The 21,982-nt window shown below is 54.8% G+C and carries 17 protein-coding genes and 1 riboswitch; of the genes, 11 read left to right on the top strand and 6 right to left on the bottom strand.

From position 1 onward, the window contains the following. Positions 1–68: 68 nt before the first annotated feature. The 4 genes from cra to leuO all read right to left on the bottom strand — a co-directional run bounded on the left by cra (position 69) and on the right by leuO (position 4,798). Entirely contained in the window at positions 69–1,076 is a 1,008-nt protein-coding gene (gene cra, locus ACOTXF_RS03650; RefSeq protein WP_232926638.1) for a catabolite repressor/activator, read from the bottom strand. A 179-nt stretch (positions 1,077–1,255) separates the two neighbouring features. Beyond that, positions 1,256–1,747, bottom strand: coding sequence for an acetolactate synthase small subunit (ilvN, locus tag ACOTXF_RS03645; protein ID WP_008501994.1), 492 nt, complete (start codon positions 1,745–1,747; stop codon positions 1,256–1,258). Position 1,748: 1 nt separating this feature from the next. Continuing rightward, on the bottom strand, positions 1,749–3,473 hold the full coding sequence (gene ilvI / locus ACOTXF_RS03640) for an acetolactate synthase 3 large subunit (protein ID WP_008501995.1): 1,725 nt from the start codon (positions 3,471–3,473) through the stop codon (positions 1,749–1,751). A 380-nt stretch (positions 3,474–3,853) separates the two neighbouring features. Continuing rightward, on the bottom strand, positions 3,854–4,798 hold the full coding sequence (gene leuO, locus ACOTXF_RS03635; RefSeq protein WP_025912169.1) for a transcriptional regulator LeuO: 945 nt from the start codon (positions 4,796–4,798) through the stop codon (positions 3,854–3,856). Positions 4,799–5,404: 606 nt separating this feature from the next. Here leuO and leuL point away from each other — a divergent pair. The 5 genes from leuL to leuD all read left to right on the top strand — a co-directional run bounded on the left by leuL (position 5,405) and on the right by leuD (position 10,264). Next, positions 5,405–5,491 (top strand): leu operon leader peptide, encoded by an 87-nt coding sequence (leuL, locus tag ACOTXF_RS03630; protein WP_071530973.1) that lies wholly within the window; start codon positions 5,405–5,407, stop codon positions 5,489–5,491. Positions 5,492–5,582: 91 nt separating this feature from the next. After that, on the top strand, positions 5,583–7,154 hold the full coding sequence (leuA, locus tag ACOTXF_RS03625) for a 2-isopropylmalate synthase (RefSeq protein ID WP_047747453.1): 1,572 nt from the start codon (positions 5,583–5,585) through the stop codon (positions 7,152–7,154). Beyond that, a complete protein-coding gene (leuB, locus tag ACOTXF_RS03620) occupies positions 7,154–8,245 on the top strand; it encodes a 3-isopropylmalate dehydrogenase (RefSeq protein ID WP_021240531.1) in 1,092 nt (363 codons plus the stop codon). Before leuA ends, leuB begins: the two co-directional genes overlap by 1 nt. 2 nt (positions 8,246–8,247) lie before the next feature. Further along, the gene (leuC, locus tag ACOTXF_RS03615; protein ID WP_008501999.1) at positions 8,248–9,648 is read left to right on the top strand and encodes a 3-isopropylmalate dehydratase large subunit; all 1,401 of its coding nucleotides are present in this window, start codon (positions 8,248–8,250) and stop codon (positions 9,646–9,648) included. A gap of 10 nt (positions 9,649–9,658) precedes the next feature. Continuing rightward, positions 9,659–10,264, top strand: coding sequence for a 3-isopropylmalate dehydratase small subunit (leuD, locus tag ACOTXF_RS03610; RefSeq protein WP_023324149.1), 606 nt, complete (start codon positions 9,659–9,661; stop codon positions 10,262–10,264). Positions 10,265–10,322: 58 nt separating this feature from the next. Here the strand turns inward: leuD and ACOTXF_RS03605 are convergent, their stop codons facing one another. Together ACOTXF_RS03605 and sgrT are read right to left on the bottom strand one after the other, a co-directional pair. Beyond that, positions 10,323–11,501 carry a sugar efflux transporter gene (locus ACOTXF_RS03605; protein WP_047747454.1) on the bottom strand — a complete coding sequence of 393 codons (1,179 nt, stop codon included), beginning with the start codon at positions 11,499–11,501 and terminating at the stop codon, positions 10,323–10,325. Positions 11,502–11,621: 120 nt separating this feature from the next. Next, complete coding sequence (gene sgrT / locus ACOTXF_RS03600; protein WP_008502002.1) at positions 11,622–11,774, bottom strand: glucose uptake inhibitor SgrT; 153 nt, start codon at positions 11,772–11,774, stop codon at positions 11,622–11,624. An 88-nt stretch (positions 11,775–11,862) separates the two neighbouring features. Here sgrT and sgrR point away from each other — a divergent pair, with 88 nt between their 5' ends. The 6 genes from sgrR to ACOTXF_RS03570 all read left to right on the top strand — a co-directional run bounded on the left by sgrR (position 11,863) and on the right by ACOTXF_RS03570 (position 21,971). Beyond that, positions 11,863–13,518 carry an HTH-type transcriptional regulator SgrR gene (gene sgrR / locus ACOTXF_RS03595; RefSeq protein ID WP_232926640.1) on the top strand — a complete coding sequence of 552 codons (1,656 nt, stop codon included), beginning with the start codon at positions 11,863–11,865 and terminating at the stop codon, positions 13,516–13,518. A gap of 36 nt (positions 13,519–13,554) precedes the next feature. Then, positions 13,555–13,655, top strand: a riboswitch (TPP riboswitch). A gap of 31 nt (positions 13,656–13,686) precedes the next feature. Beyond that, positions 13,687–14,670 (top strand): thiamine ABC transporter substrate binding subunit, encoded by a 984-nt coding sequence (gene thiB, locus ACOTXF_RS03590; RefSeq protein WP_023345430.1) that lies wholly within the window; start codon positions 13,687–13,689, stop codon positions 14,668–14,670. Beyond that, a complete protein-coding gene (thiP, locus tag ACOTXF_RS03585) occupies positions 14,646–16,256 on the top strand; it encodes a thiamine/thiamine pyrophosphate ABC transporter permease ThiP (protein WP_047747455.1) in 1,611 nt (536 codons plus the stop codon). The genes thiB and thiP overlap by 25 nt, the downstream gene beginning before the upstream one ends. Beyond that, positions 16,240–16,941, top strand: a complete 702-nt coding sequence (thiQ, locus tag ACOTXF_RS03580) for a thiamine ABC transporter ATP-binding protein ThiQ (protein WP_047747456.1) — start codon at positions 16,240–16,242, stop codon at positions 16,939–16,941. Before thiP ends, thiQ begins: the two co-directional genes overlap by 17 nt. A 381-nt stretch (positions 16,942–17,322) precedes the next feature. Next, on the top strand, positions 17,323–19,791 hold the full coding sequence (locus tag ACOTXF_RS03575) for a type VI secretion system Vgr family protein (protein WP_316381501.1): 2,469 nt from the start codon (positions 17,323–17,325) through the stop codon (positions 19,789–19,791). Beyond that, positions 19,791–21,971 carry a T6SS effector phospholipase Tle3 domain-containing protein gene (locus ACOTXF_RS03570; RefSeq protein ID WP_196343232.1) on the top strand — a complete coding sequence of 727 codons (2,181 nt, stop codon included), beginning with the start codon at positions 19,791–19,793 and terminating at the stop codon, positions 21,969–21,971. Before ACOTXF_RS03575 ends, ACOTXF_RS03570 begins: the two co-directional genes overlap by 1 nt. The last annotated feature ends 11 nt before the right edge of the window (positions 21,972–21,982 follow it).

The following is a 21,982-nucleotide window of genomic DNA, read 5'->3' as shown; positions in this document are numbered from 1 at the left end:
TTCTCTCCGGGAATTATCCGCACGAATTATTGCAGCAAAATGGGGCAGATTTCGCCGCCCCAGTCATTTCATTTTTGGCGGCTTAAAATTCCGCGATGGTAGAGATTACGTTTGATACGCGTCAGGCCCGGCTTTGGTTTGCGGGGTTCATCCAGACTCGCCAGCACAATCTCCAGCACGCGTTCAGCCACATCGCGGTGACGCTGTGCAACCGCCAGCACCGGGCACTGAAGGAAGTCGAGCAGCTCGTTATCCCCGAACGTGGCAATCGCCAGGTCGGAGGGGAGTTTACCTTCACGGCGTAAGGTGACATCCATGACGCCCTGCAAGAGCGCAAACGAGGTCGTGAACAGCGCCTGAGGTATCGGATGGGTTTCCAGCCATTTTTCGAACAGCTGCGCGGCGGCTTCACGTTCGTAGCTGTTGGCATAGAGGTAGTGAACCTCGCGCGGATCGTCTTTCCAGGCCGTTCTGAATCCCTGCTCGCGCAGGAAGCTCACGGAAAGTTCAGGCAGCGCGCCCAAATACAGTACCGTTTCCGCCGGGAACGTCCGCAGCTCTGCGGCCAGCATTTCGGCATCGTCCTGATCGGCACCCACCACGCTGGTGAAATGCTCGCGATCGAGGGCACGGTCAAGCGCAACGATCGGGAACGGATCATTCGCCCAGCGCTGGTAGAAAGGATGCTCCGGCGGTAAGGAGGTCGAAACAATAATGGCATCCACCTGGCGCTGAAGCAGATGTTCAATGCAGCGCATCTCGTTATCAGGCTGATCTTCCGAGCAGGCAATCAGCAGTTGATAGCCGCGCTGACGCGCCTGACGTTCAAGATAGTTGGCGATACGGGTATAGCTGGTGTTTTCCAGGTCCGGGATTACCAGACCAATAGAGCGGGTGCGCCCGGCGCGCAGACCGGCTGCGACAGCATTCGGATGGTAGTTATGTTCACGAACCACCGCCATAACTTTTTCAACGGTCTTGTCGCTGACACGGTACTGCTTTGCTTTACCGTTAATCACATAGCTGGCCGTTGTTCGTGACACGCCGGCTAGCCGGGCGATTTCATCCAGTTTCACAATTGCCCCTTAAAAAAAGAAAAGAGTCCATGGCCCTGTCAAGGTTATGGTTAAATCTTTTAACATCTAAACGCAGAAAAGCCTTCGCGGCAACCGCTTTTATCTGCGTTGTCGGCTGATTACGCAAAAAAAAGCCCGGCTTTGGTGACCGGGCAGAAAGAGGCGAACCTTTTTGACAACTAACGCATGATTTTCTCGCCGCGTGACAGACCCACAACCCCCGATCTCGCCACCTCGACAATTTTTGCGACATCCCGTACGGACGCCAGGAACGCATCCAGCTTGTCGCTCGTCCCGACCAGCTGAACGGTATAAAGAGAAGGCGTGACGTCGATAATCTGTCCGCGGAAAATATCCGCATTGCGTTTGACTTCTTCACGCCCGTAGCCGCTGGCCTGAATTTTCACCAGCATGACCTCACGTTCAACGTAGGCCCCTTGCCCCAGCTCGCTCACGCGCAGCACGTCGACCAGCTTATGCAGCTGTTTCTCAATCTGTTCAAGCACCTTAGCGTCGCCGACGGTTTGGATCGTCATGCGCGACAGCGTTGGGTCTTCCGTCGGGGCGACGGTCAGGCTTTCAATGTTATAGCCGCGCTGCGCAAAAAGGCCAATGACGCGCGACAGTGCGCCAGACTCGTTTTCCAGTAAAACTGATAATATCCGGCGCATATCAGGTTCTCTCCGTTTTGCTTAACCACATTTCATCCATACCACCACCCCGAATATGCATCGGATAGACGTGCTCGGTTCCATCAACAATCACATCCATAAAGACGAGGCGGTTGTTTTTAACGTGCTCAAGCGCTTGTGCGAGCTTCGTTTCCAGCTCGGCCGGATCGGTTACCCGCATGCCAACATGGCCGTAAGCTTCAGCAAGACGAACAAAATCCGGCAGCGATTTCATGTATGACTGTGAGTGACGGCCAGAATAAATCATATCCTGCCACTGCTTCACCATGCCGAGGTAGCCGTTATTCAGGTTCAGCACGAGAACCGGCAGCTCATACTGCAGCGCGGTAGACAGCTCCTGAATGTTCATCTGGATACTTCCGTCTCCGGTCACGCAGACGACGGTTTCATCCGGCAGCGCCAGCTTCACGCCCAGCGCGGCAGGCAGACCAAAGCCCATGGTGCCTAAGCCACCCGAGTTGATCCAGTGTCGCGGTTTATCAAACGGATAATACAGGGCAGCAAACATCTGGTGCTGGCCCACGTCTGAGGTCACATACGCTTCACCTTTCGTCAGTCGCCACACCGCTTCGATGACCGCCTGCGGCTTAATGTTTTCGCTCTGCGTGTCATATTTCAGGCACTGACGCGCGCGCCACTGTTCAATCTGCTGCCACCAGTCGCGGATCTCATCCAGCGGCTGGGTCGCTTTCTCCTGGGCCAGCAGCTCCAGCATCTGTTCCAGAACCTGACGGGCATCACCGACGATCGGCACATCAGCCGACACCGTTTTAGATATTGACGTCGGATCGATATCAATATGCAGCACGGTGGCATTCGGGCAATATTTCGCCAGGTTGTTGGTGGTACGATCGTCAAAACGCACACCGACGGCAAAGATCACATCGGAGTGATGCATCGTCATGTTGGCTTCATAGGTACCGTGCATACCCAGCATACCCAGCGCCTGGCGGTGGGTGGCGGGAAACGCCCCCAGCCCCATCAGCGACGACGCAACAGGAAGGTTGAGTTTTTCAATCAGTTCACGAAGCTGGGCTTCACAGGCTGCGTTGATCGCTCCGCCCCCGACATAGACGACCGGTTTTTTGGCTGCCAGAAGCGTTTGCAACGCCCGCTTGATCTGACCTTTATGCCCCTGCGTTGTCGGGTTGTAAGAACGCATGCTCACCGATTCCGGCCAGACGTAAGGCAGCTTGTTTGCCGGGTTCAGAATGTCTTTAGGCAGATCGACCACCACCGGTCCCGGGCGTCCGCTTGCCGCCAGCCAGAAGGCTTTTTTCAGTACGCCGGGAATATCTTCGGTTTGCTTAACCAGGAAGCTGTGCTTCACCACGGGACGCGAAATCCCGACCATGTCGCACTCCTGAAAAGCATCGTAGCCAATCAGCGAGGTGGCTACCTGCCCGGAGAGGATCACCAGCGGGATAGAGTCCATATACGCCGTCGCAATGCCGGTAATGGCGTTTGTCGCGCCGGGGCCGGACGTGACCAGTACCACGCCCACTTCACCCGTCGCACGCGCCAGGCCGTCGGCCATATGTACGGCCGCCTGCTCGTGACGTACCAGAACATGGTCAATGCCCCCTACCGTATGGAGGGCATCATAAATATCGAGGACCGCGCCGCCAGGGTAGCCGAACACTTGCTTTACGCCCTGATCGATCAGCGACCGCACGACCATTTCCGCGCCAGACAACATCTCCATGCTTTGCCTCCAGGCATTTTGTTATAGACGGACTGCCGAATTCATTTCCGCACCGTCTTACGATTGGGATGAACCAATCTTATATTTTGCAGAGTGTTCTTTACCTTAACCGCTCGTTATGAGGCAGGCAATTAGCAAACCCGGGGAGATAAACGGTGCGTAAAGCAGAAAACGCAGCCGTTAACAGAAGATATGGTTAATTCCTCTGAGAATAGAGGACGGTCTGATAAATCATCGCTGAAAAGCAGGACAATGCAGGAAATCATCTATTTTTGCGTGCCGAAGAGCCGCCCGAAAAAAAGACTCACAGAACAAAATAGCAACTATCCAAAAAAACTCAGGATAAATCACATGATCCGATGCGATTTATCCCGATGCGTTTACCGGCGACAGATACCAACCAGCAACTCTTCCATCCACTGGTGTCCTTTATCCCGTCCGGCCGCTTCATGCCAGGAGAGATAACAGGTTCGGCTATTTAACTTGAGCGGCAGTGGCAAAATTTGCAGATTTAATGGGTCAGAAAACTCTTCTGCCAGCCAGCGCGGTGCAATCGCCACCAGCTGTGTCTGGGAGACCACGTTTAATACGCTGACCATGGCCATGCCCTGATAAGCAACGCAAGCCTGTTTATCCGCAGTGTCATACCACGGCAGGCTAAAGGAAGCATATCTGTCGAGAGCAACAACGGCGTGCTGTTCGTTATAAACATCGTGTTCTCGCAGCGGAGAATTCAGACGTGGGTGTTTTTTACTGGCGACGAGAACCATTTCATCTTTAAAGAGCGGCACGCAGGAAAATTCCGGACGGCGGAACTCTTCATACCCCAGAACGAATTCGATCTCCTGATAGCGTAACTGATGTTCCGTGTTTTGATTCAGGGATGATTTAAAAACCAGATTGATATTTGGTGCGATTTCTTCAACTTTATTATAAATAATCGACGTTAAATAATTATCTAATGGACTGCAGACACAAAGATGGAATACGCGCTCGCTGCTCAAGGGTTCAAAGCCCGATCCCGGCAGCTCATTTTGCACCAACTGCAACGCCTGGCGGATGGAACCGAACAGCTGGAATGCGCGTGCCGTAGGCTGGATCCCCCTCCCGTAACGAACGAATAATTCGTCGTTAAACATGAGCTTGAGTCTGGCAACGGCATTACTCACAGCAGGTTGCGACATCCCCAACGCCTGGGCGGCGCGGGTGATATTCTGTTCCTGCATGACCGCATCAAACACCGTCAGAAGATTAAGATCCACCGTGCGTAACTGCGGTTTAATCCCATCAGTAGCTTGAGGTTGTTTAATATTATTTTCTGGCACTTCTGACTCCACTGTCACGCTAAACTCCCTTTGCCAACGTACGCTAATCATCTCGAAAAATATGATTTATCATGCAAATACGATCAGCGAAAGAGAATTATTTAAAATTCAGAATATATAAAGACGCTATATAAACGAAAAGAAAATAGCGCAAATGATATGTTTGACTTTAGGATTGAAATGAAACCATAAACCAAACAAATACACAATGACCGCCAGGTTAATGATGACTTAAGTATTATTAAACTGTTATCGCCACCGCTCTTCAGTTAGTTAATAACATGTTATCTCTTTTCGTTTTTCAGCGAAGCGCAATAGATTCACCATAATTATAACTTAATGATATTAAAACCCTTTACGTACAGAGCATTCTCAGTAACGCGCGTCACTCATTTGAAACAATTATATTTATTTGTTTCTGCAACTGTTTTCTTCAGTCCAAAATTAGACAATTAGTCGGGTCGTAAAAGCCAAAACCAGCACAATTAGCTAAAGTAATTATCCTGCTGATTACGCCCGTCGGGCCCGTTTTTATCATCAGGGGTTGACATCAACTGGCGTATCCAGTACCACTAAAAGCATATTGAATTTAACGGAGCACGATTCATGATTCGCACCATTCGTTTCACCGGTCTACTACTACTAAACGCATCCACTGTGCGCGGTAGACTGGCGGGCGAAATTCAGCGTTGAATCGTCACCAGTAAGACTAAAAACCCGCGCCACTGCGCGGGTTTTTTTATGCTCGTAGCAAGGCGCCCTAAGACTGACAAGGACCTAACCCATGAGCCAGCAAGTCATTATTTTCGATACTACTTTACGTGACGGTGAACAGGCATTACAGGCAAGCCTGAGTGTAAAAGAGAAACTGCAGATCGCGCTGGCTCTCGAACGTATGGGTGTCGACGTGATGGAGGTGGGTTTCCCGGTCTCGTCTCCGGGTGATTTCGAATCCGTCCAGACTATCGCCCGCACCATTAAAAACAGCCGCGTGTGCGGTCTGGCACGCTGTGTTGAAAAAGATATCGACGTCGCGGCTGAGTCGCTGAAAGTGGCCGAAGCGTTCCGTATCCACACCTTTATTGCCACCTCACCTATGCACATCGCCACCAAGCTGCGCAGTACGCTGGATGAGGTGATTGAGCGCGCGGTATATATGGTGAAACGCGCACGCAACTACACCGATGACGTTGAATTCTCCTGTGAAGATGCGGGCCGCACGCCGATTGAAGATCTGGCCCGTGTGGTGGAAGCCGCCATCAATGCCGGCGCCAAAACCATCAACATCCCTGATACCGTCGGCTACACCATGCCGTTTGAGTTCGCCAATATCATCACCGGCCTGTATGACCGCGTACCGAACATTGATAAAGCGATTATCTCCGTCCACACCCACGATGATTTGGGTCTGGCCGTGGGCAATGCCATCGCAGCCGTCCACGCCGGCGCGCGTCAGGTAGAAGGCGCGATGAACGGTATCGGTGAACGCGCGGGCAACTGCTCGCTGGAAGAAGTGATCATGGGGATTAAAGTGCGCAAAGATATTATGGACGTGCACACCCGCATCCATCACAACGAGATCTGGCGCACCAGCCAGACCGTCAGCCAGATTTGCAACATGCCGATTCCGGCCAACAAAGCGATCGTCGGCACGGGTGCCTTCGCGCACTCCTCCGGTATTCACCAGGATGGCGTGCTGAAGAACCGTGAAAACTACGAAATTATGACCCCGGAATCCATTGGCCTGAATCAGGTCCAGTTGAACCTGACCTCGCGTTCCGGCCGTGCGGCGGTGAAGCACCGCATGGAAGAGATGGGTTATAAGGACAGCGATTACAACATGGATCAGCTGTACGACGCTTTCCTGAAGCTGGCCGATAAAAAAGGTCAGGTGTTCGACTACGACCTGGAAGCGCTGGCCTTTATTAACAAGCAGCAGGAAGAGCCAGAGCACTTCCGTCTGGATTACTTCAACGTGCAGTCCGGCTCCAGCGACATCGCCACTGCCTCTGTCAAGCTGGCCTGCGGTGATGAAATTAAGGCCGAAGCGGCGAACGGAAACGGCCCTGTGGATGCCATTTATCAGGCGATCAACCGCGTCACCGAGTACGACGTTGAGCTGGTGAAATATGACCTGACGGCCAAAGGCCACGGCAAAGATGCGCTGGGCCAGGTCGACATTGTTGTGACCCACAATGGCCGCCGTTTCCATGGCGTGGGCCTGGCGACCGATATCGTTGAATCCTCCGCGAAAGCGATGGTGCATGTGCTGAACAACATCTGGCGCGCCGCCGAAGTCGAAAAAGAGTTGCAACGCAAAGCTCAGAATAAAGAGAACAACAAGGAAACCGTGTAATGTCGAAGAATTACCATATTGCTGTGTTACCGGGCGACGGTATTGGCCCGGAAGTGATGGCACAGGCGCTGAAAGTACTGGAAGCCGTTCGCGCGCGTTTTGCGATGAAAATCACCACCAGCCACTACGATGTGGGCGGTATTGCGATTGATAACCACGGTACGCCACTGCCGAAAGCGACCGTGGAAGGCTGTGAAAATGCCGATGCCGTGCTGTTTGGTTCCGTCGGTGGCCCGAAGTGGGAACACCTGCCGCCTGCAGAGCAGCCAGAGCGCGGCGCGCTGCTGCCGCTGCGTAAACATTTCAAGCTGTTCAGCAACCTGCGTCCGGCGAAGCTGTATCAGGGCCTGGAAGAGTTCTGCCCGCTGCGCGCTGATATCGCCGCCAACGGCTTCGACATTCTGTGCGTGCGTGAACTGACCGGCGGGATCTATTTCGGTCAGCCAAAAGGGCGCGAAGGCAGCGGCCAGCATGAGAAGGCGTTCGACACTGAGGTCTATCACCGCTTCGAAATTGAACGTATCGCCCATATCGCCTTTGAGTCAGCGCGCAAGCGCCGCCATAAAGTGACCTCCATTGATAAAGCGAACGTGCTGCAGTCTTCCATCTTGTGGCGCGAGATCGTCAGCGAAGTCGCGAAGCAGTACCCGGACGTTGAGCTGTCGCACATGTACATCGACAACGCGACGATGCAGCTGATCAAGGATCCGTCTCAGTTTGACGTCCTGCTGTGCTCCAACCTGTTCGGCGACATTTTGTCAGACGAGTGCGCGATGATCACCGGCTCTATGGGCATGCTGCCATCCGCCAGCCTGAATGAAGAAGGTTTTGGCCTGTACGAGCCGGCAGGCGGTTCCGCGCCGGATATTGCGGGCAAAAACATCGCTAACCCGATTGCGCAGATCCTCTCTCTGGCCCTGCTGCTGCGCTACAGCCTGGATGCAGGCGATGCAGCAACCGCGATTGAAAATGCCATTAACCGGGCGTTAGAAGAAGGCGTTCGTACCGGTGATTTATCACGCGGCGCGGCGGCAGTCAGTACCGATGAAATGGGCGACATTATTGCCCGCTATGTCGCTGAAGGGGTGTAATCATGGCCAAAACGTTATACGAAAAATTGTTTGATGCGCACGTTGTCTACGAGGCACCAAACGAAACCCCACTGCTTTACATTGACCGTCATCTGGTACACGAAGTGACCTCTCCTCAGGCATTTGACGGCCTGCGCGCGCACAAGCGCCCGGTACGTCAGCCGGGTAAAACCTTCGCGACGATGGATCACAACGTTTCCACCCAGACCAAAGACATTAATGCCTCGGGTGAGATGGCGCGTATCCAGATGCAGGAGCTGATCAAGAACTGCAACGAATTTGGCGTTGAGCTGTACGATCTGAACCACCCCTATCAGGGCATCGTTCACGTGATGGGGCCAGAGCAGGGAATTACCCTGCCGGGCATGACCATCGTCTGCGGCGACTCCCATACCGCAACCCACGGCGCGTTTGGCGCCCTGGCGTTCGGGATTGGCACGTCTGAAGTTGAACACGTGCTGGCGACGCAGACCCTGAAGCAGGGCCGCGCCAAAACGATGAAGATTGAAGTGAAGGGCAAAGCGGCACCTGGCATTACCGCGAAAGACATCGTGCTGGCGATCATCGGTAAAACCGGCAGCGCAGGCGGTACCGGCCACGTCGTTGAATTCTGCGGCGACGCGATTCAGGCGCTGAGCATGGAGGGTCGCATGACCCTGTGCAATATGGCCATTGAGATGGGTGCCAAAGCCGGTCTGGTCGCGCCAGATGAAACGACCTTCAACTATGTGAAGGGCCGTCTGCACGCGCCGAAAGGCCAGGATTTTGACGACGCGGTAGCGTACTGGAAAACCCTGAAAACCGACGACGGGGCAACGTTTGATACCGTTGTCACGCTGCAGGCAGAAGAGATTGCCCCTCAGGTGACCTGGGGAACCAACCCGGGCCAGGTAATTTCCGTCAACGACGCCATTCCCGATCCGGCCTCCTTCGCCGATCCTGTCGAGCGCGCCAGTGCGGAAAAAGCGCTGGCCTATATGGGGCTGAAACCCGGCGTACCGTTGACCGACGTGACCATTGATAAGGTCTTTATCGGCTCCTGCACCAACTCCCGTATCGAAGATTTGCGTGCGGCGGCAGAGATTGCCAAAGGCCGTAAAGTCGCACCGGGCGTGCAGGCGCTGGTGGTTCCAGGCTCCGGTCCGGTGAAAGCCCAGGCGGAAGCCGAGGGTCTGGATAAGATCTTTATCGAAGCAGGCTTTGAGTGGCGCCTGCCTGGCTGCTCCATGTGCCTGGCCATGAACAACGATCGCCTGAATCCGGGTGAGCGCTGTGCCTCCACCAGCAACCGTAACTTTGAAGGCCGTCAGGGCCGCGGTGGGCGCACCCATCTGGTCAGCCCGGCAATGGCCGCCGCTGCGGCAGTCACCGGTCATTTCGCCGACATTCGCAGCCTGAAATAAGGAGACAATCATGGCAGAGAAATTTACCCAACATACGGGCCGTGTTGTCCCGCTGGACGCCGCTAACGTTGATACGGACGCGATCATTCCTAAGCAGTTTTTGCAGAAGGTGACCCGCACCGGCTTTGGCGCGCACCTGTTCAACGACTGGCGTTTCCTGGACGATAAAGGCGAGGTGCCTAATCCGGAATTCGTTCTGAACTTCCCGGAGTACAAAGGCGCATCCATCCTGCTGGCGCGGGAAAACTTTGGCTGTGGTTCATCCCGTGAACATGCGCCGTGGGCGCTCACGGACTACGGCTTTAAAGTGGTCATTGCCCCCAGCTTCGCGGATATCTTTTATGGCAACAGCTTCAACAACCAGCTGCTGCCGGTGACGCTGAGCGACGAACAGGTCGATGAATTGTTCGCGTTGGTTAAGGCAAATCCGGGCATGTCGTTTGAAGTGGATCTGGAAGGGGAAGTGGTGAAAGCCGGGGATAAAACCTACAGCTTCAGCATTGATGCCTTCCGTCGCCACTGCATGCTGAACGGTCTGGACAGCATTGGTTTAACTCTCCAGCACGAAGACGCCATCTCCGCGTACGAGAAAAAACAGCCTGCGTTTATGGGCTAAAGACAATGGCCCGCAAAAAGCGGGCCATTGATTTGTTTCGTAAAGCCGCCTTCCAGAATCAGACATCCTTAACCCGGCAAGTCAGCCCAAGCGTAACCACCGAAATCGCGGCAATTACCCAGTAAACTGAGCCATGCCCGTAACTTTGCGCCAGCGCCCCCTGAATCACCCCCGCCAGGATCACTCCGGTCGAAATGCTGTTGGTAAAAAGCGTGGTCGCCGACCCGGCGCGGCCCGGCATTAAATCCTGGAACCAGAGCATGCCGATCCCGGCAACGATGCCAATAAACACAGCATTAAACAGCTGCAGCGCAAGCAGCGCTTCACGCGAATGGAAAAGGATCAGTCCCGCGTAAAACAGCACCCCGGCCGCCACGGCGACGATCATCATCCGACGCTTCCCAAAGCGCTTAACGTAATAGCCCGCCAGAATCATCGCCGGAATTTCCAGCCCGGCAGCGGTGCCCATTAAGATCCCCGCGAGCTTGTCCGGTAAGCCCAGATCGCTGCTGATCCACAGCGGCATGTCGATGATGTACATGGTGTTGCAGGTCCACATCAGCGTGGAGGCAATAAACAGCATGCGGACGTTTTTGTCCTGCCAGCCGCTCACCTGGGTGAGCGGTTTATCCGCTGTCTGTTCGACGCGCGCCACGGACGGCAGTGCGAAGGCAATCAGTGCCAGGCTGATGACAAAAATCCCGGCGGCGATGGAGAACATCGCGGTAAAGCCGTAGTTCAACGCCAGCATGAAGGCCAGCGGCGGGCCAATGACCCACGCCAGCGAGAGCTGGGCACGCATCACCGAGCTGAACATCACCACTTCCCGCGCCGAGCTATCCGCATATTCCCGGGCCAGCGCAAACAGCTGCGGCATGGCGGTGTTCGCCAGCGACGCCAGCAGCACGCCGCAGGTAATGAGCGTCAGGTAATGACGATTGAAAGCAAAGAGCAGCGCGTTGCCCACGGCCATGGCGCAGCAAAAGAGGATCAGCCTGCGGCGATCGCCCTGGCTGTCCGATCGCTTCGCCAGCGCGAGGCTGACCAGGATCCCGGCTATCGCGTTGACGGTATAAAACAGCCCCACCCAGAACGGCTGTGCCCCCACCTCGCGGCTGAGAAACAGGCTCAGCGTCGGCGCCTGCAGCGCTCCCGCCACGCCCATCATAAAGGCCACCAGCATAAAAGCGGCATACACGCCGTTCAGGCGTCGCCCCATCGTCATCAACCACAGCATGCGCAAGCCCTTGTGAAAGCGAATCGAAATTGGGTGAAAGAATAAACGAAAAAAGCCAGCAAAAACATTTTGCTGGCGGGTGATTAGCACCAATACTCAGTCACACATGATCGAGGCGAGTCAGCGAGAAGAGGCCGGTTTCGTAACGTCCCACTGCATCAGTTCTTCTAACATTTTCAGCCGTTGCTCTGCACACGGGCGGGCCAGCCAGGACGATCCTTTTGTCGCTGAAAAGTACTGCTGATAAAACTGACGTGCGGTAGACCTCTTCATCATTTACCTCCTCGCTTCATCGGGAAGCATTATTGGCCTAATATAGGGATTAATAAATTGCTGGTTTTTTGTCAGGAGTTCCTCTTTTATGCCTTCCGGTCGTCTGCAGCAACAATTTATCCGCCTCTGGCAGTGCTGCGAGGGGCAATCGCAGGAAACCACGCTCAACGAGTTGGCTGACCTGCTTAGCTGTTCCCGCCGCCATATGCGCACGCTGCTCAATACCATGCAGCAGCAGGGGTGGTTAAGCTGGGAAGCGGAGGCGGGACGCGGGAAACGCTCGCGGCTGACCTTTCTCTACACCGGGCTGGCATTGCAGCAGCAGCGTGCAGAAGACCTGCTCGAGCAGGACCGTATCGATCAGCTGGTCCAGCTGGTGGGCGACAAGGCCGCCGTGCGCCAGATGCTGGTCTCCCATCTAGGACGCAGTTTTCGTCAGGGCCGACACATTCTCCGGGTGCTCTACTACCGTCCGATGAAAAATCTGTTGCCCGGCACGGCGTTACGGCGTTCTGAAACCCACATGGCCCGACAAATCTTCAGCGGCCTGACGCGGATAAATGAGGAAAACGGGGAACTGGAGGCGGATATCGCGCACCACTGGCAACAGCTTTCCCCGCGCCACTGGCGCTTCTTCTTACGCCCGGGCATCCACTTTCACCACGGTCGCGAACTGGAGATGCACGACGTCATCGCCTCTCTGGAACGCGCCCGCAGGCTGCCGCTCTACTCGCATATTTCGCGCATCCACTCCCCCACGGCCTGGACGCTGGATATTGAGCTGGCGCAGCAGGACAAGTGGCTTCCCTGGCTGCTGGGCTATGTGCCCTCAATGATTTTGCCCGCCGAGTGGGAATCACTGAACAATTTTGCCAGCCTGCCGATTGGCACCGGGCCCTACTCCGTCTCCCGCAATAACAGCAACCAGCTGAAAATCCGCGCGTTCGATGACTACTTTGGCTATCGGGCGCTGATCGACGAAGTGAACGTGTGGGTATTGCCGGATCTCAATGAAGACCTGAGCTGCGGGCTGACGCTTGAAGGCCCCACCACCGGAGAAAAGGCCGTGGAGAGCCGCCTGGAGGAGGGCTGCTACTATCTCCTCTTTGACCGCCGCACCCACCGTGGGGCAAACCCGGCTGTCCGCAAGTGGATCAGCCACGTGCTGTCTCCTTCCAATCTTATCTACCATGCGGAAGAGCAGTACCAGACATACTGGTTCCCGGCGTACGGCCTGCTTCCGCGCTGGCACCATGCCCGACCAACGCGCTGCGACAAACCCGCAGGGCTGGAGTCCATCACCCTGACCTACTACCGCGATCATGTTGAGCATCGTTTTATCGCCAGAATCATGACCCGCATGCTGGCAGCGGAGGGAGTCAGGCTGGACATCAGGGAAGTGGACTATGACGAATGGCATCAGGGGGAAATCGCCAGCGATATCTGGCTCAACAGCGCTAACTTTACCCTGCCGCTCGATTTTTCCCTCTTCTCGCATTTGTATGAAGTCCCGCTGATCCAGCACTGCATCGACCGGGACTGGCAGCAGGATGCCGCTCTGTGGCGTGCGGGCGAGATGAATCTTGCCGTGTGGTGCCAGCAGCTGCTGGCCGAGCAGGCGATCGTCCCGCTGATCCACCACTGGCTGATGATCCAGGGCCAGCGCAGCATGCGCGGCCTGCGGATGAACACCCTGGGCTGGTTTGATTTTAAATCCGCCTGGTTTGCGCCCCCGGAGCCATAACGCTTTCGTAATATTCACCAAATCATTACAATAGCGCCGTTCTCAACGGGGTGCTGCATCACAGATGTGCGCTGAGATAATACCCGTCGAACCTGATCCGGATAACGCCGGCGAAGGGATTTGAGGCTGTCGCTCAAAATCCTTTGCCACTCAACCCTGAGGTGCAAAGTGTTAAAAAAAGTTCTCCCCCTGCTGGCGCTGTTCGCGCTGCCCGCTTTAGCCAAGCCCGTTCTGACGGTCTACACCTACGACTCGTTCTCCGCCGACTGGGGCCCTGGCCCGGTCGTCAAAAAAGCCTTTGAAGCCGACTGCAACTGCGAGCTGAAGTTCGTGGCGCTGGAAGATGGCGTTTCGCTGCTCAACCGCCTGCGCATGGAAGGGAAAAATAGCAAAGCCGACGTGGTGCTCGGGCTGGATAACAACCTGCTGGAAGCCGCCTCGCAAACCAAACTCTTTGCCAAAAGCGGCGTCGCGGCAGAGGCCGTTAACGTGCCGGGCGGCTGGAAGAACGACACCTTTGTGCCGTTCGACTACGGCTACTTTGCTTTCGTCTACGATAAAAACAAGCTGAAAAACCCGCCGAAGAGCCTGAAAGAGCTGGTGGAAAGCGACCAGAAGTGGCGCGTGATTTATGAAGATCCACGGACCAGCACGCCGGGCCTGGGCCTGCTGCTGTGGATGCAGAAAGTCTACGGCGATAAGGCGCCGGAAGCGTGGCAGAAGCTGGCCGCCAAAACCGTCACCGTGACCAAAGGCTGGAGCGAAGCCTATGGCCTGTTCCTGAAAGGCGAAAGCGATCTGGTGCTGAGCTACACCACCTCCCCGGCCTACCACATTATCGCCGAGAAGAAAGACAACTATGCTGCGGCTGATTTTGCGGAAGGGCACTATCTGCAGGTGGAAGTGGCCGCGCGTACCGCCGCCAGCAAACAGCCGGAACTGGCCGAGAAGTTCCTGAAGTTTATGGTTTCACCGGCATTCCAGAACGCCATTCCAGCGGGCAACTGGATGTATCCGGTCACCAGCGTTGCGCTGCCTGCAGGTTTTGAACAGTTGACCAAGCCGAAAACCTCGCTGGAGTTTACGCCGCAGCAGGTCGCCGCGCAGCGTGCCGCATGGGTAAGTGAATGGCAACGCGCCGTCAGCCGTTAATTCCCGGCTGGTTACTCCCCGGATTGCTCGCCGCCGTCGTGATGGTGGCGGTCAGTCTGGGAGCCTTTCTTGCGCTGTGGTTTAACGCACCGGAGAGCGACCTGCTCGCCCTCTGGCACGACAGCTACCTCTGGCACGTTATCCGGTTCTCCTTCTGGCAGGCGTCTCTTTCTGCCCTGCTGTCGGCGATCCCGGCTATTTTTCTTGCTCGCGCGCTCTATCGGCGGCGTTTCCCCGGCAGGCAGGCCCTGCTGCGCCTGTGCGCCATGACGCTGATCCTGCCGGTTCTGGTGGCCGTTTTTGGCATTCTGAGTGTCTACGGTCGTCAGGGCTGGCTGGCCTCGCTGTTCGGCCAGCTTGGTATTGAGTGGTCATTCTCGCCTTACGGACTGCAGGGCATTCTGCTGGCGCACGTGTTTTTCAATATGCCGATGGCAACGCGCCTCTTTTTGCAGGCGCTGGAGAACATTCCCGGCGAGCAGCGGCAGATTGCCGCCCAGCTCGGCATGCGCGGCTGGTCGTTCTTCCGTTTTGTCGAATGGCCGTGGCTGCGCCGCCAGCTCCCGCCCGTGGCGGCATTAATCTTTATGCTCTGCTTTGCCAGCTTTGCCACCATGCTGTCACTTGGCGGCGGGCCGCAGGCCACCACCATTGAGCTGGCGATTTACCAGGCGCTGAGTTACGACTACGATCCCGGTCGCGCCGCGCTGCTGGCGATAGTCCAGATGGCGTGCTGTCTGGTGCTGGTGCTGTTGAGCCAGCGGCTGAGTAAAGCCATTCCCGCAGGTAGTCATCAAATAACCGGCTGGCGCGATCCGCAGGACAGCCTGCACAGCCGCATCACCGATGTTATCCTGATCGCGCTGGCGCTGTTGCTGCTGCTGCCGCCGCTGCTGGCCGTTATCGTTGACGGCCTGAACCTCAATCTTATGTCCGTCCTACAACAGCCCGTTCTCTGGCAGGCGACCTGGACCTCGGTACGCATAGCGCTGGCTGCCGGACTGCTGTGCGTTATGCTGACCATGATGCTGCTGTGGAGCAGCCGTGAGCTCTACGCCCGCCAGGCGCAAAAAGCCGGACAAATGCTGGAACTGACGGGCATGCTGATACTGGCGATGCCGGGTATCGTGCTGGCAACGGGCTTCTTTTTACTGTTCAACAGCACCCTCGGCCTGCCGGAAAGGGCCGATGGCATTGTGATTTTCACTAACGCCTTAATGGCCATCCCCTACGCGCTTAAGGTGCTGGAAAACCCGATGCGCGACGTCAACAGCCGCTACGGTTTGCTGTGTCAGTCGCTGGGCATGCAGGGCTGGCAGCGGCTGAAGGTTGTGGAACTGCGCGCGCTAAAACGTCCGCTTGCTCAGGCGCTGGCGTTTGCCTGCGTGCTCTCCATTGGAGACTTTGGGGTCGTGGCGCTGTTCGGCAATGACGATTTCCGCACGCTGCCGTACTGGCTTTATCAGCAAATCGGCTCTTACCGCAGTCAGGACGGCGCGGTCACCGCGCTGTTACTGCTGCTGCTGTGCTTTGCCTTATTTACCGTTATCGAAAAACTCCCGGGGCGTGATGTTAAAACTGACTGATGTAACCTGGCTCTATCAGCATCTGCCGATGCGCTTTACGCTCTCCGTTCAGCAGGGCGAGCGGATTGCGGTGCTTGGCCCAAGCGGTGCCGGGAAAAGCACCTTGCTCAATTTGATCGCCGGTTTTCTGCAACCTGCCAGCGGGTCGATAGCCATCGATAATCGTGATTTCACCAACGCCCCTCCGGCTAAACGCCCTGTGTCGATGCTGTTTCAGGAAAACAACCTGTTTACCCACCTGACGGTGCGGCAAAACATCGCGCTGGGAATGCATCCGGGGCTCAGGCTGAACGATGCCCAACGCGAAAAACTTGAAGTGATTGCCGCACAGATGGGGATCGCTGAATTTATCGACAGGCTGCCGGGCGAGCTCTCCGGCGGCCAGCGTCAGCGCGTGGCGCTGGCACGTTGTCTGGTGCGCGAGCAGCCGATACTGCTGCTGGATGAGCCGTTCTCGGCGCTAGATCCCGCGCTGCGCCAGGAGATGCTGGCCCTGGTGCAGGATGTCTGTCAGCGCCAGCAGCTTACGATGCTGATGGTTTCGCACAGTATCGAAGATGCCGCACGGATTGCGCCGCGATCGGTGGTGGTTGCCGAAGGACGTATCTTGTGGGATGGAAGTACAGAAGAACTGCTGAGTGGTAAAGCTACCGCGTCTTCACTGTTGGGCATCAGGGCAATCTGATGCCCTCCCCTTCACTAAAAGTGACTAAAAAGTCCTCCGTCATTTTTTTCAAAAGCAATGAAAGCCCCTTCTTTAATGTCATAGCCGAATGTCGCTCTGAATGAAAAGTCAGAGCGCATATAAACTGGTTTGGCGACCGACGATCCTGACCAATAATAAATCGAGCTTTTTCATTATTATTTCAAATCACATTCCGTTTATGAATTAATACCTTTTAATTATACGAAAAATAAATACATCAAGAAAAAATAAACACATCAAAATGGTTTCAACCCTTACGTTTGTTTGCTAAGAGAGTATTATTTTATGATTCTACCGCTCTTGTAAGGGATATTATCATGGCAGTGCGCCCAGGAAACTTTCAGCAAAACGACACGCTAAATCGATATTTACTTTTTTTCCCCACGTAACGCTAACGCGTTAAATGACGTACATTCCTTTACAGGCGAAGAAGCACTCAGCCAGCCCTATCGCTATACCATCCGATTTACCAGCCCCAATGCAAATATACCACCTGACGCCATTTTGAATCAGAAGGCGGAATTTCTTCTTCGCGCCCCTAACCCTGAGGCGTCATGGCATGGTCAGTCATCCTGGCTCCCAGTGCGCCAGATTAATGGAACAATTACTGCGTTTTCCCGCGTTAAGTCATCTTCAGATGAAGCGCTCTATGAATGCGTGCTTGAACATGAGCTTGCGTTACTGAACAGAAACTTCCGTTCGGCAGTGTACACCGATGTCACCGTGCCGGAGGTCGTCACGCAGTTGATGAAAGAGAGCCGTTATTTTGAAGGCTTCAATATTGATTTCGACAGCCTCAGATGTACCTATCCACGCAGGGAAATGATTATTCAGTGGAAAGAGACCGACCTGGAGTTTATTCGCCGCCTGTTGGCCGAAGTTGGAATATGGTTCCGTCTTGAAAATCACAGCACCACGCCGACGGAAACGGTCGTTATTTTTGGTGACTCTGCCAGCCGCTATATCATTAGCGAGAAGAAATTCCCCTTTGTTCGTCGCTCCGGGATGACCAGTCATGATGAGTACGTGACAGAACTGGAAGAACGACACGCGTTAATACCCGAAAATATAATGGTGAGGTCCTATAACTACCGCGATCCTCTTTCACCGCAGGCGGATAAAACTATTGTCAGTAACAACATTCCCGGTGGCATTACGACAGGTAGCGAATACCACCATTCAGATCATTTTCTGCAGGGCGGGGATTTTTATGGAGAAGAAAGTGAAACCGCTACGTTCTATGCACGTTTGCGCTATGAGCGCCTGCTAAACACCCAGTGTGTACTCGGTGCCACAACCAGCGCAGCGGAACTGCAGCCGGGCATAAAGTTCGATATAACCGGTCAAATTCCTGATGGCTTTAAGAAAGGTTTTTTCGTTACGTCAATGACGATAACGGGCAGTCGCGCAGAGCATTATCAAGCCCTGCTGTCAGGCATCCCTTGCCGGCATGAGTATAGTTTCAGGCCAGAATTTCTTCCCCGACCACAAATTGCAGGTACCGTTCCCGCACGGGTAATGGCGATAGGTAGCAATAAAATCTATGCGGGGATTGATGCCGCCGGACGCTACCGGGTGAAGTTCGATTTTGATCTCGATGAGAAACGTGCAGGCTTTGAAAGTGCGCTGGTGCGCCTTGCCAGACCGTACGCCGGAGATGTTTACGGTTTTCATTTTCCACTGCTCGAAGGCACGGAGGTCGCCATTGCGTTTGAGGGCGGCGATCCGGATCGCCCGTTCATCGCCCATGCCATGCATAACGGCGCGCACACTGATTTAGTCACAAACCGCAATGATACCCGCAACATCATCCGTACCGCAGGCCTGAATAAAATCCGTCTGGAAGATAAGCGGGGCCAGGAACATATCAAGATTTCAACAGAGCGCGGAAAGGGACAGCTCAGCGTGGGCCATCTTGTCGATGCGGAAGGAAAGCCGCGCGGGGAAGGTCTTGAAGCGCGAACAGATGACTGGATGGCGCTGCGAGCGGCAAAAGGCGTAATGATCAGCACTGAAGCGCAACCGCGCGCCCAGGGACAACAGCTGGATATGACGGCGGCCATCGCGCAGCTCGAAAAAGCACTCTCGCTGGCCATAACGCTGCAGCAGTGCGCAATGACGGCCGGTGCCGATGAGGTGGATACCGAACGACAAAATGCCCTGCTTAAGACGCTGAATAAGCTTACAGGCGCGGGCCTGCTGACCTATGCCGGAGAAGGACAGGCCCACATCACGCCGCAAAGCCTGCAGCTTTCGGCAGGTCAGGATCTGATTGCAACCGCTGGCCGCAGCGGCAGCGTAAACGTGGTGAAAAAGTTCTCGCTGGCCGTAGGGGAAAGGCTCTCTCTGTTCGCCCGCAAACTTGGCATACAGCTGATTGCCAGTGCCGGTGATATCAAAACGGAGGCGCAGCGCGGAGCCCTGCACATGCTTTCTCAGGATGATTTCACCGTCACGAGCACGGCCGGCAAAATTAACGGCAGTGCGAAGCAGGGAATACAGCTGGTATGCGGTGGTGGTGGCATCCGTATTAGTCCCAGCGGGCTGGTTGAAATTTTCTCGCCAACCGGCGTGGACATTAAAGCGCCGAATTTTGCCTATAAAGGGGCGGAAAGCGTGCAAACGCAACCGCCTGCGTTTAACCAGGGCGCGTTTGCACAGCGCTATCAGCTGCATGCGTCTGACGACCCGGAGCAGATCCTCGCTAATCGCGCGTTCCGCCTTAAAAGCTCGGCGGGCCAAATGATTGAAGGCGTGACCGACAGCAATGGCTGTTCCCCGCTGCTGGATGCGGCCGACCTTGATTCGTACAAACTGGAGGTACTCTGATGGCTGATGAGAAGAAAAGCCCGTATTGTCCGCGCGTGGTCTCTGAGAACGATATCCCCGTCCCCAAATCATTAAGCCTGACGGCGCAGACATGCAGGGTGGGCATTCCTCGTCCGATGCCGGGGATCGTGATTCTGGTTCATGGGGTAAACGATGTGGGTGAAGCTTATCAGAATCAGGAGAAAGGCATTATCGCCGGGTTAAATAAACGGCTTAACCGGACAGATATGTACGCGCATGAATGGAATCACTTCATCATGACGCACAATGAAGAAGCGCAAAAGAAAATCGCGGCGCCGGGCCGCTCGCCTGTTATCCCGTTTTACTGGGGCTATAAGCCTGTAACGCATGAAGAATACCGCGCAGATCAGCAGCGCTATCGCAATGAAGTCAGCAAGCTCAAGGCGGAGGCACATCTGCCGTTCGACGCTTACCAGGAGGATGATGCGAAGAAAAAAGCGGATTTGGGTAATGACGGCCAGGGGGCGTTTAAATACCAGAACGACAATTTTGGTAACGCGCTTGATGTGAACTATGCCAAGGGCGGCGGCACCTTTGCGAATGCGACAACCAATATTCCGGATATGCTGGGGCCAGGCGCGGGGGGATTCGCAACGTCCGCAGCAGGGATTATAACGTTGCATGCGAATGATGGTGATTTTACCCATCCTATTTTTTCTAATCCTCACCGGATTTACCAGTTCTTTGCCGCACAGCGCCTGGCGGATTTGATTCTTCAGATACGTGCAGAAGACGTAACAAGAAATGACGTTATCAATATCGTGGCCCACAGTCAGGGGACGATTATCACCATGCTGGCAAACATGCTGGTGAAGCAGGCGGGATATGAGCCGGTTAACTGCGTCATTCTCAATCACTCCCCTTACTCGCTCGAAAGTCGGCTGGCTGAAGATATTCAACCGGGTCATCATCAGACATCCGATGCGCGGGTGCAGACGTTTAAGAACTTTTGCGCACTGATGGCGACGCATTACAAAGGCGGTGAGATAACAGAAGCCGATATTCTGGCAATGGAAGCGGCCTGCACGCTGCGTAAACCGTCCGACAACCCGTTAAGGACGGATACAAGATACAGGCGCGATAATAACGGCCGGGTCTATAACTATTTTAGTCCGAATGACGGCACCGTCTCCCTCAAGAACATACAGGGGTTCGGCTGGCGCGGTATTCCTGAAGATATTGCCAGCCATATTCCAAACCTGTATCAGCGGGTATTTTATCAACATGGAGAGGTGGGAACGACGCCGGACGGGAAACCGTTTAGCCTGCCGCCCGTGAGAACGGGTGATGCGGATTACAGTTCAGTCGGAAACGCCTCTTACACCGCGCATGACGTGATGGTGAACGGTGAAGAGCTACCGGTGAAGTTTATATTCACATTGCAGGGGGCAAATAATTATAAAGGCGACGATCCAAAAACGAGAGATAAGCCGTATACCGCCTCCATCGATCCGGACAGCCCTGACGCCTATATCTCTTATTCAGCAAAAGCCTACGCCATCAAACGGACGCAAAGCGCCACATACGGTGTTAGCAGATACCAAAGCCTAAGCTGGCATCCCGGCCATGTCTTGACGCCCGATGAGCTGAAAATGGAAAGCTATGAGCGCGGTGTCCAGGTGATTAACGGCGTGGTGGCAGGTTCAAAGGATTTTCCGACCGTGACATTAACCTGGCTTCGCCCGCGCGAAGAGCTGGAAAAGGAATGGGCGAAATCCGACCCGGTAAGTTACAGCCAGCACTCGTCAATCGTGATGAGTGAATATGCCCCGTCCCATGCGATGGCTTTTGACTTGGCCATCGGCCAGTGCCGGTCCTTTGATTATAAGGCAGGCAAATTCTGGGAAGACCTGCTGCACCGTGCGGACTGGAGAGATCCGCTGAATACAAATTTGCAGGCAGTGGAGTATTACCGTTCAGGAAAGCTGCCTATAGCAACGACTAAAAATTACATGAATAAGCCAAATGAAATTTTACCCGCAGGTAATTTTGGAGTTGTAAATGAATTTAACAATGCAACTACAGTGAAACTATCACGAGATTTGGCAGCTGGTAACCAGGAAGTCGCAAATCTGCAATGGGATATGCCTAAAGCAAAAAGTGACCGTGAACTGGGATTACAAAATCAGATATCGGCGCTCGATCTTCGCCCTTATTGAACAAAACAGGG

The organism is Enterobacter cloacae complex sp. IR53041 (genome assembly GCF_049238285.1).
In the GTDB taxonomy this organism is placed as follows: domain Bacteria; phylum Pseudomonadota; class Gammaproteobacteria; order Enterobacterales; family Enterobacteriaceae; genus Enterobacter; species Enterobacter roggenkampii.
Note: the sequence above shows the minus strand (reverse complement) of the source record. Positions and strands in the feature narration are given on the sequence as shown.

Coding starts and splice junctions, on each gene's coding strand:
- thiQ (WP_047747456.1), top strand. CDS start 16,240: ATGTTAAAACTGACTGATGTAACCTGGCTCTATCAGCATCTGCCGATG.
- ilvI (WP_008501995.1), bottom strand. CDS start 3,473: ATGGAGATGTTGTCTGGCGCGGAAATGGTCGTGCGGTCGCTGATCGAT.
- sgrR (WP_232926640.1), top strand. CDS start 11,863: ATGCCTTCCGGTCGTCTGCAGCAACAATTTATCCGCCTCTGGCAGTGC.
- leuC (WP_008501999.1), top strand. CDS start 8,248: ATGGCCAAAACGTTATACGAAAAATTGTTTGATGCGCACGTTGTCTAC.
- ACOTXF_RS03570 (WP_196343232.1), top strand. CDS start 19,791: ATGGCTGATGAGAAGAAAAGCCCGTATTGTCCGCGCGTGGTCTCTGAG.
- leuB (WP_021240531.1), top strand. CDS start 7,154: ATGTCGAAGAATTACCATATTGCTGTGTTACCGGGCGACGGTATTGGC.
- leuL (WP_071530973.1), top strand. CDS start 5,405: ATGATTCGCACCATTCGTTTCACCGGTCTACTACTACTAAACGCATCC.
- leuD (WP_023324149.1), top strand. CDS start 9,659: ATGGCAGAGAAATTTACCCAACATACGGGCCGTGTTGTCCCGCTGGAC.
- sgrT (WP_008502002.1), bottom strand. CDS start 11,774: ATGAAGAGGTCTACCGCACGTCAGTTTTATCAGCAGTACTTTTCAGCG.
- ACOTXF_RS03605 (WP_047747454.1), bottom strand. CDS start 11,501: ATGCTGTGGTTGATGACGATGGGGCGACGCCTGAACGGCGTGTATGCC.
- ilvN (WP_008501994.1), bottom strand. CDS start 1,747: ATGCGCCGGATATTATCAGTTTTACTGGAAAACGAGTCTGGCGCACTG.
- thiP (WP_047747455.1), top strand. CDS start 14,646: ATGGCAACGCGCCGTCAGCCGTTAATTCCCGGCTGGTTACTCCCCGGA.
- leuA (WP_047747453.1), top strand. CDS start 5,583: ATGAGCCAGCAAGTCATTATTTTCGATACTACTTTACGTGACGGTGAA.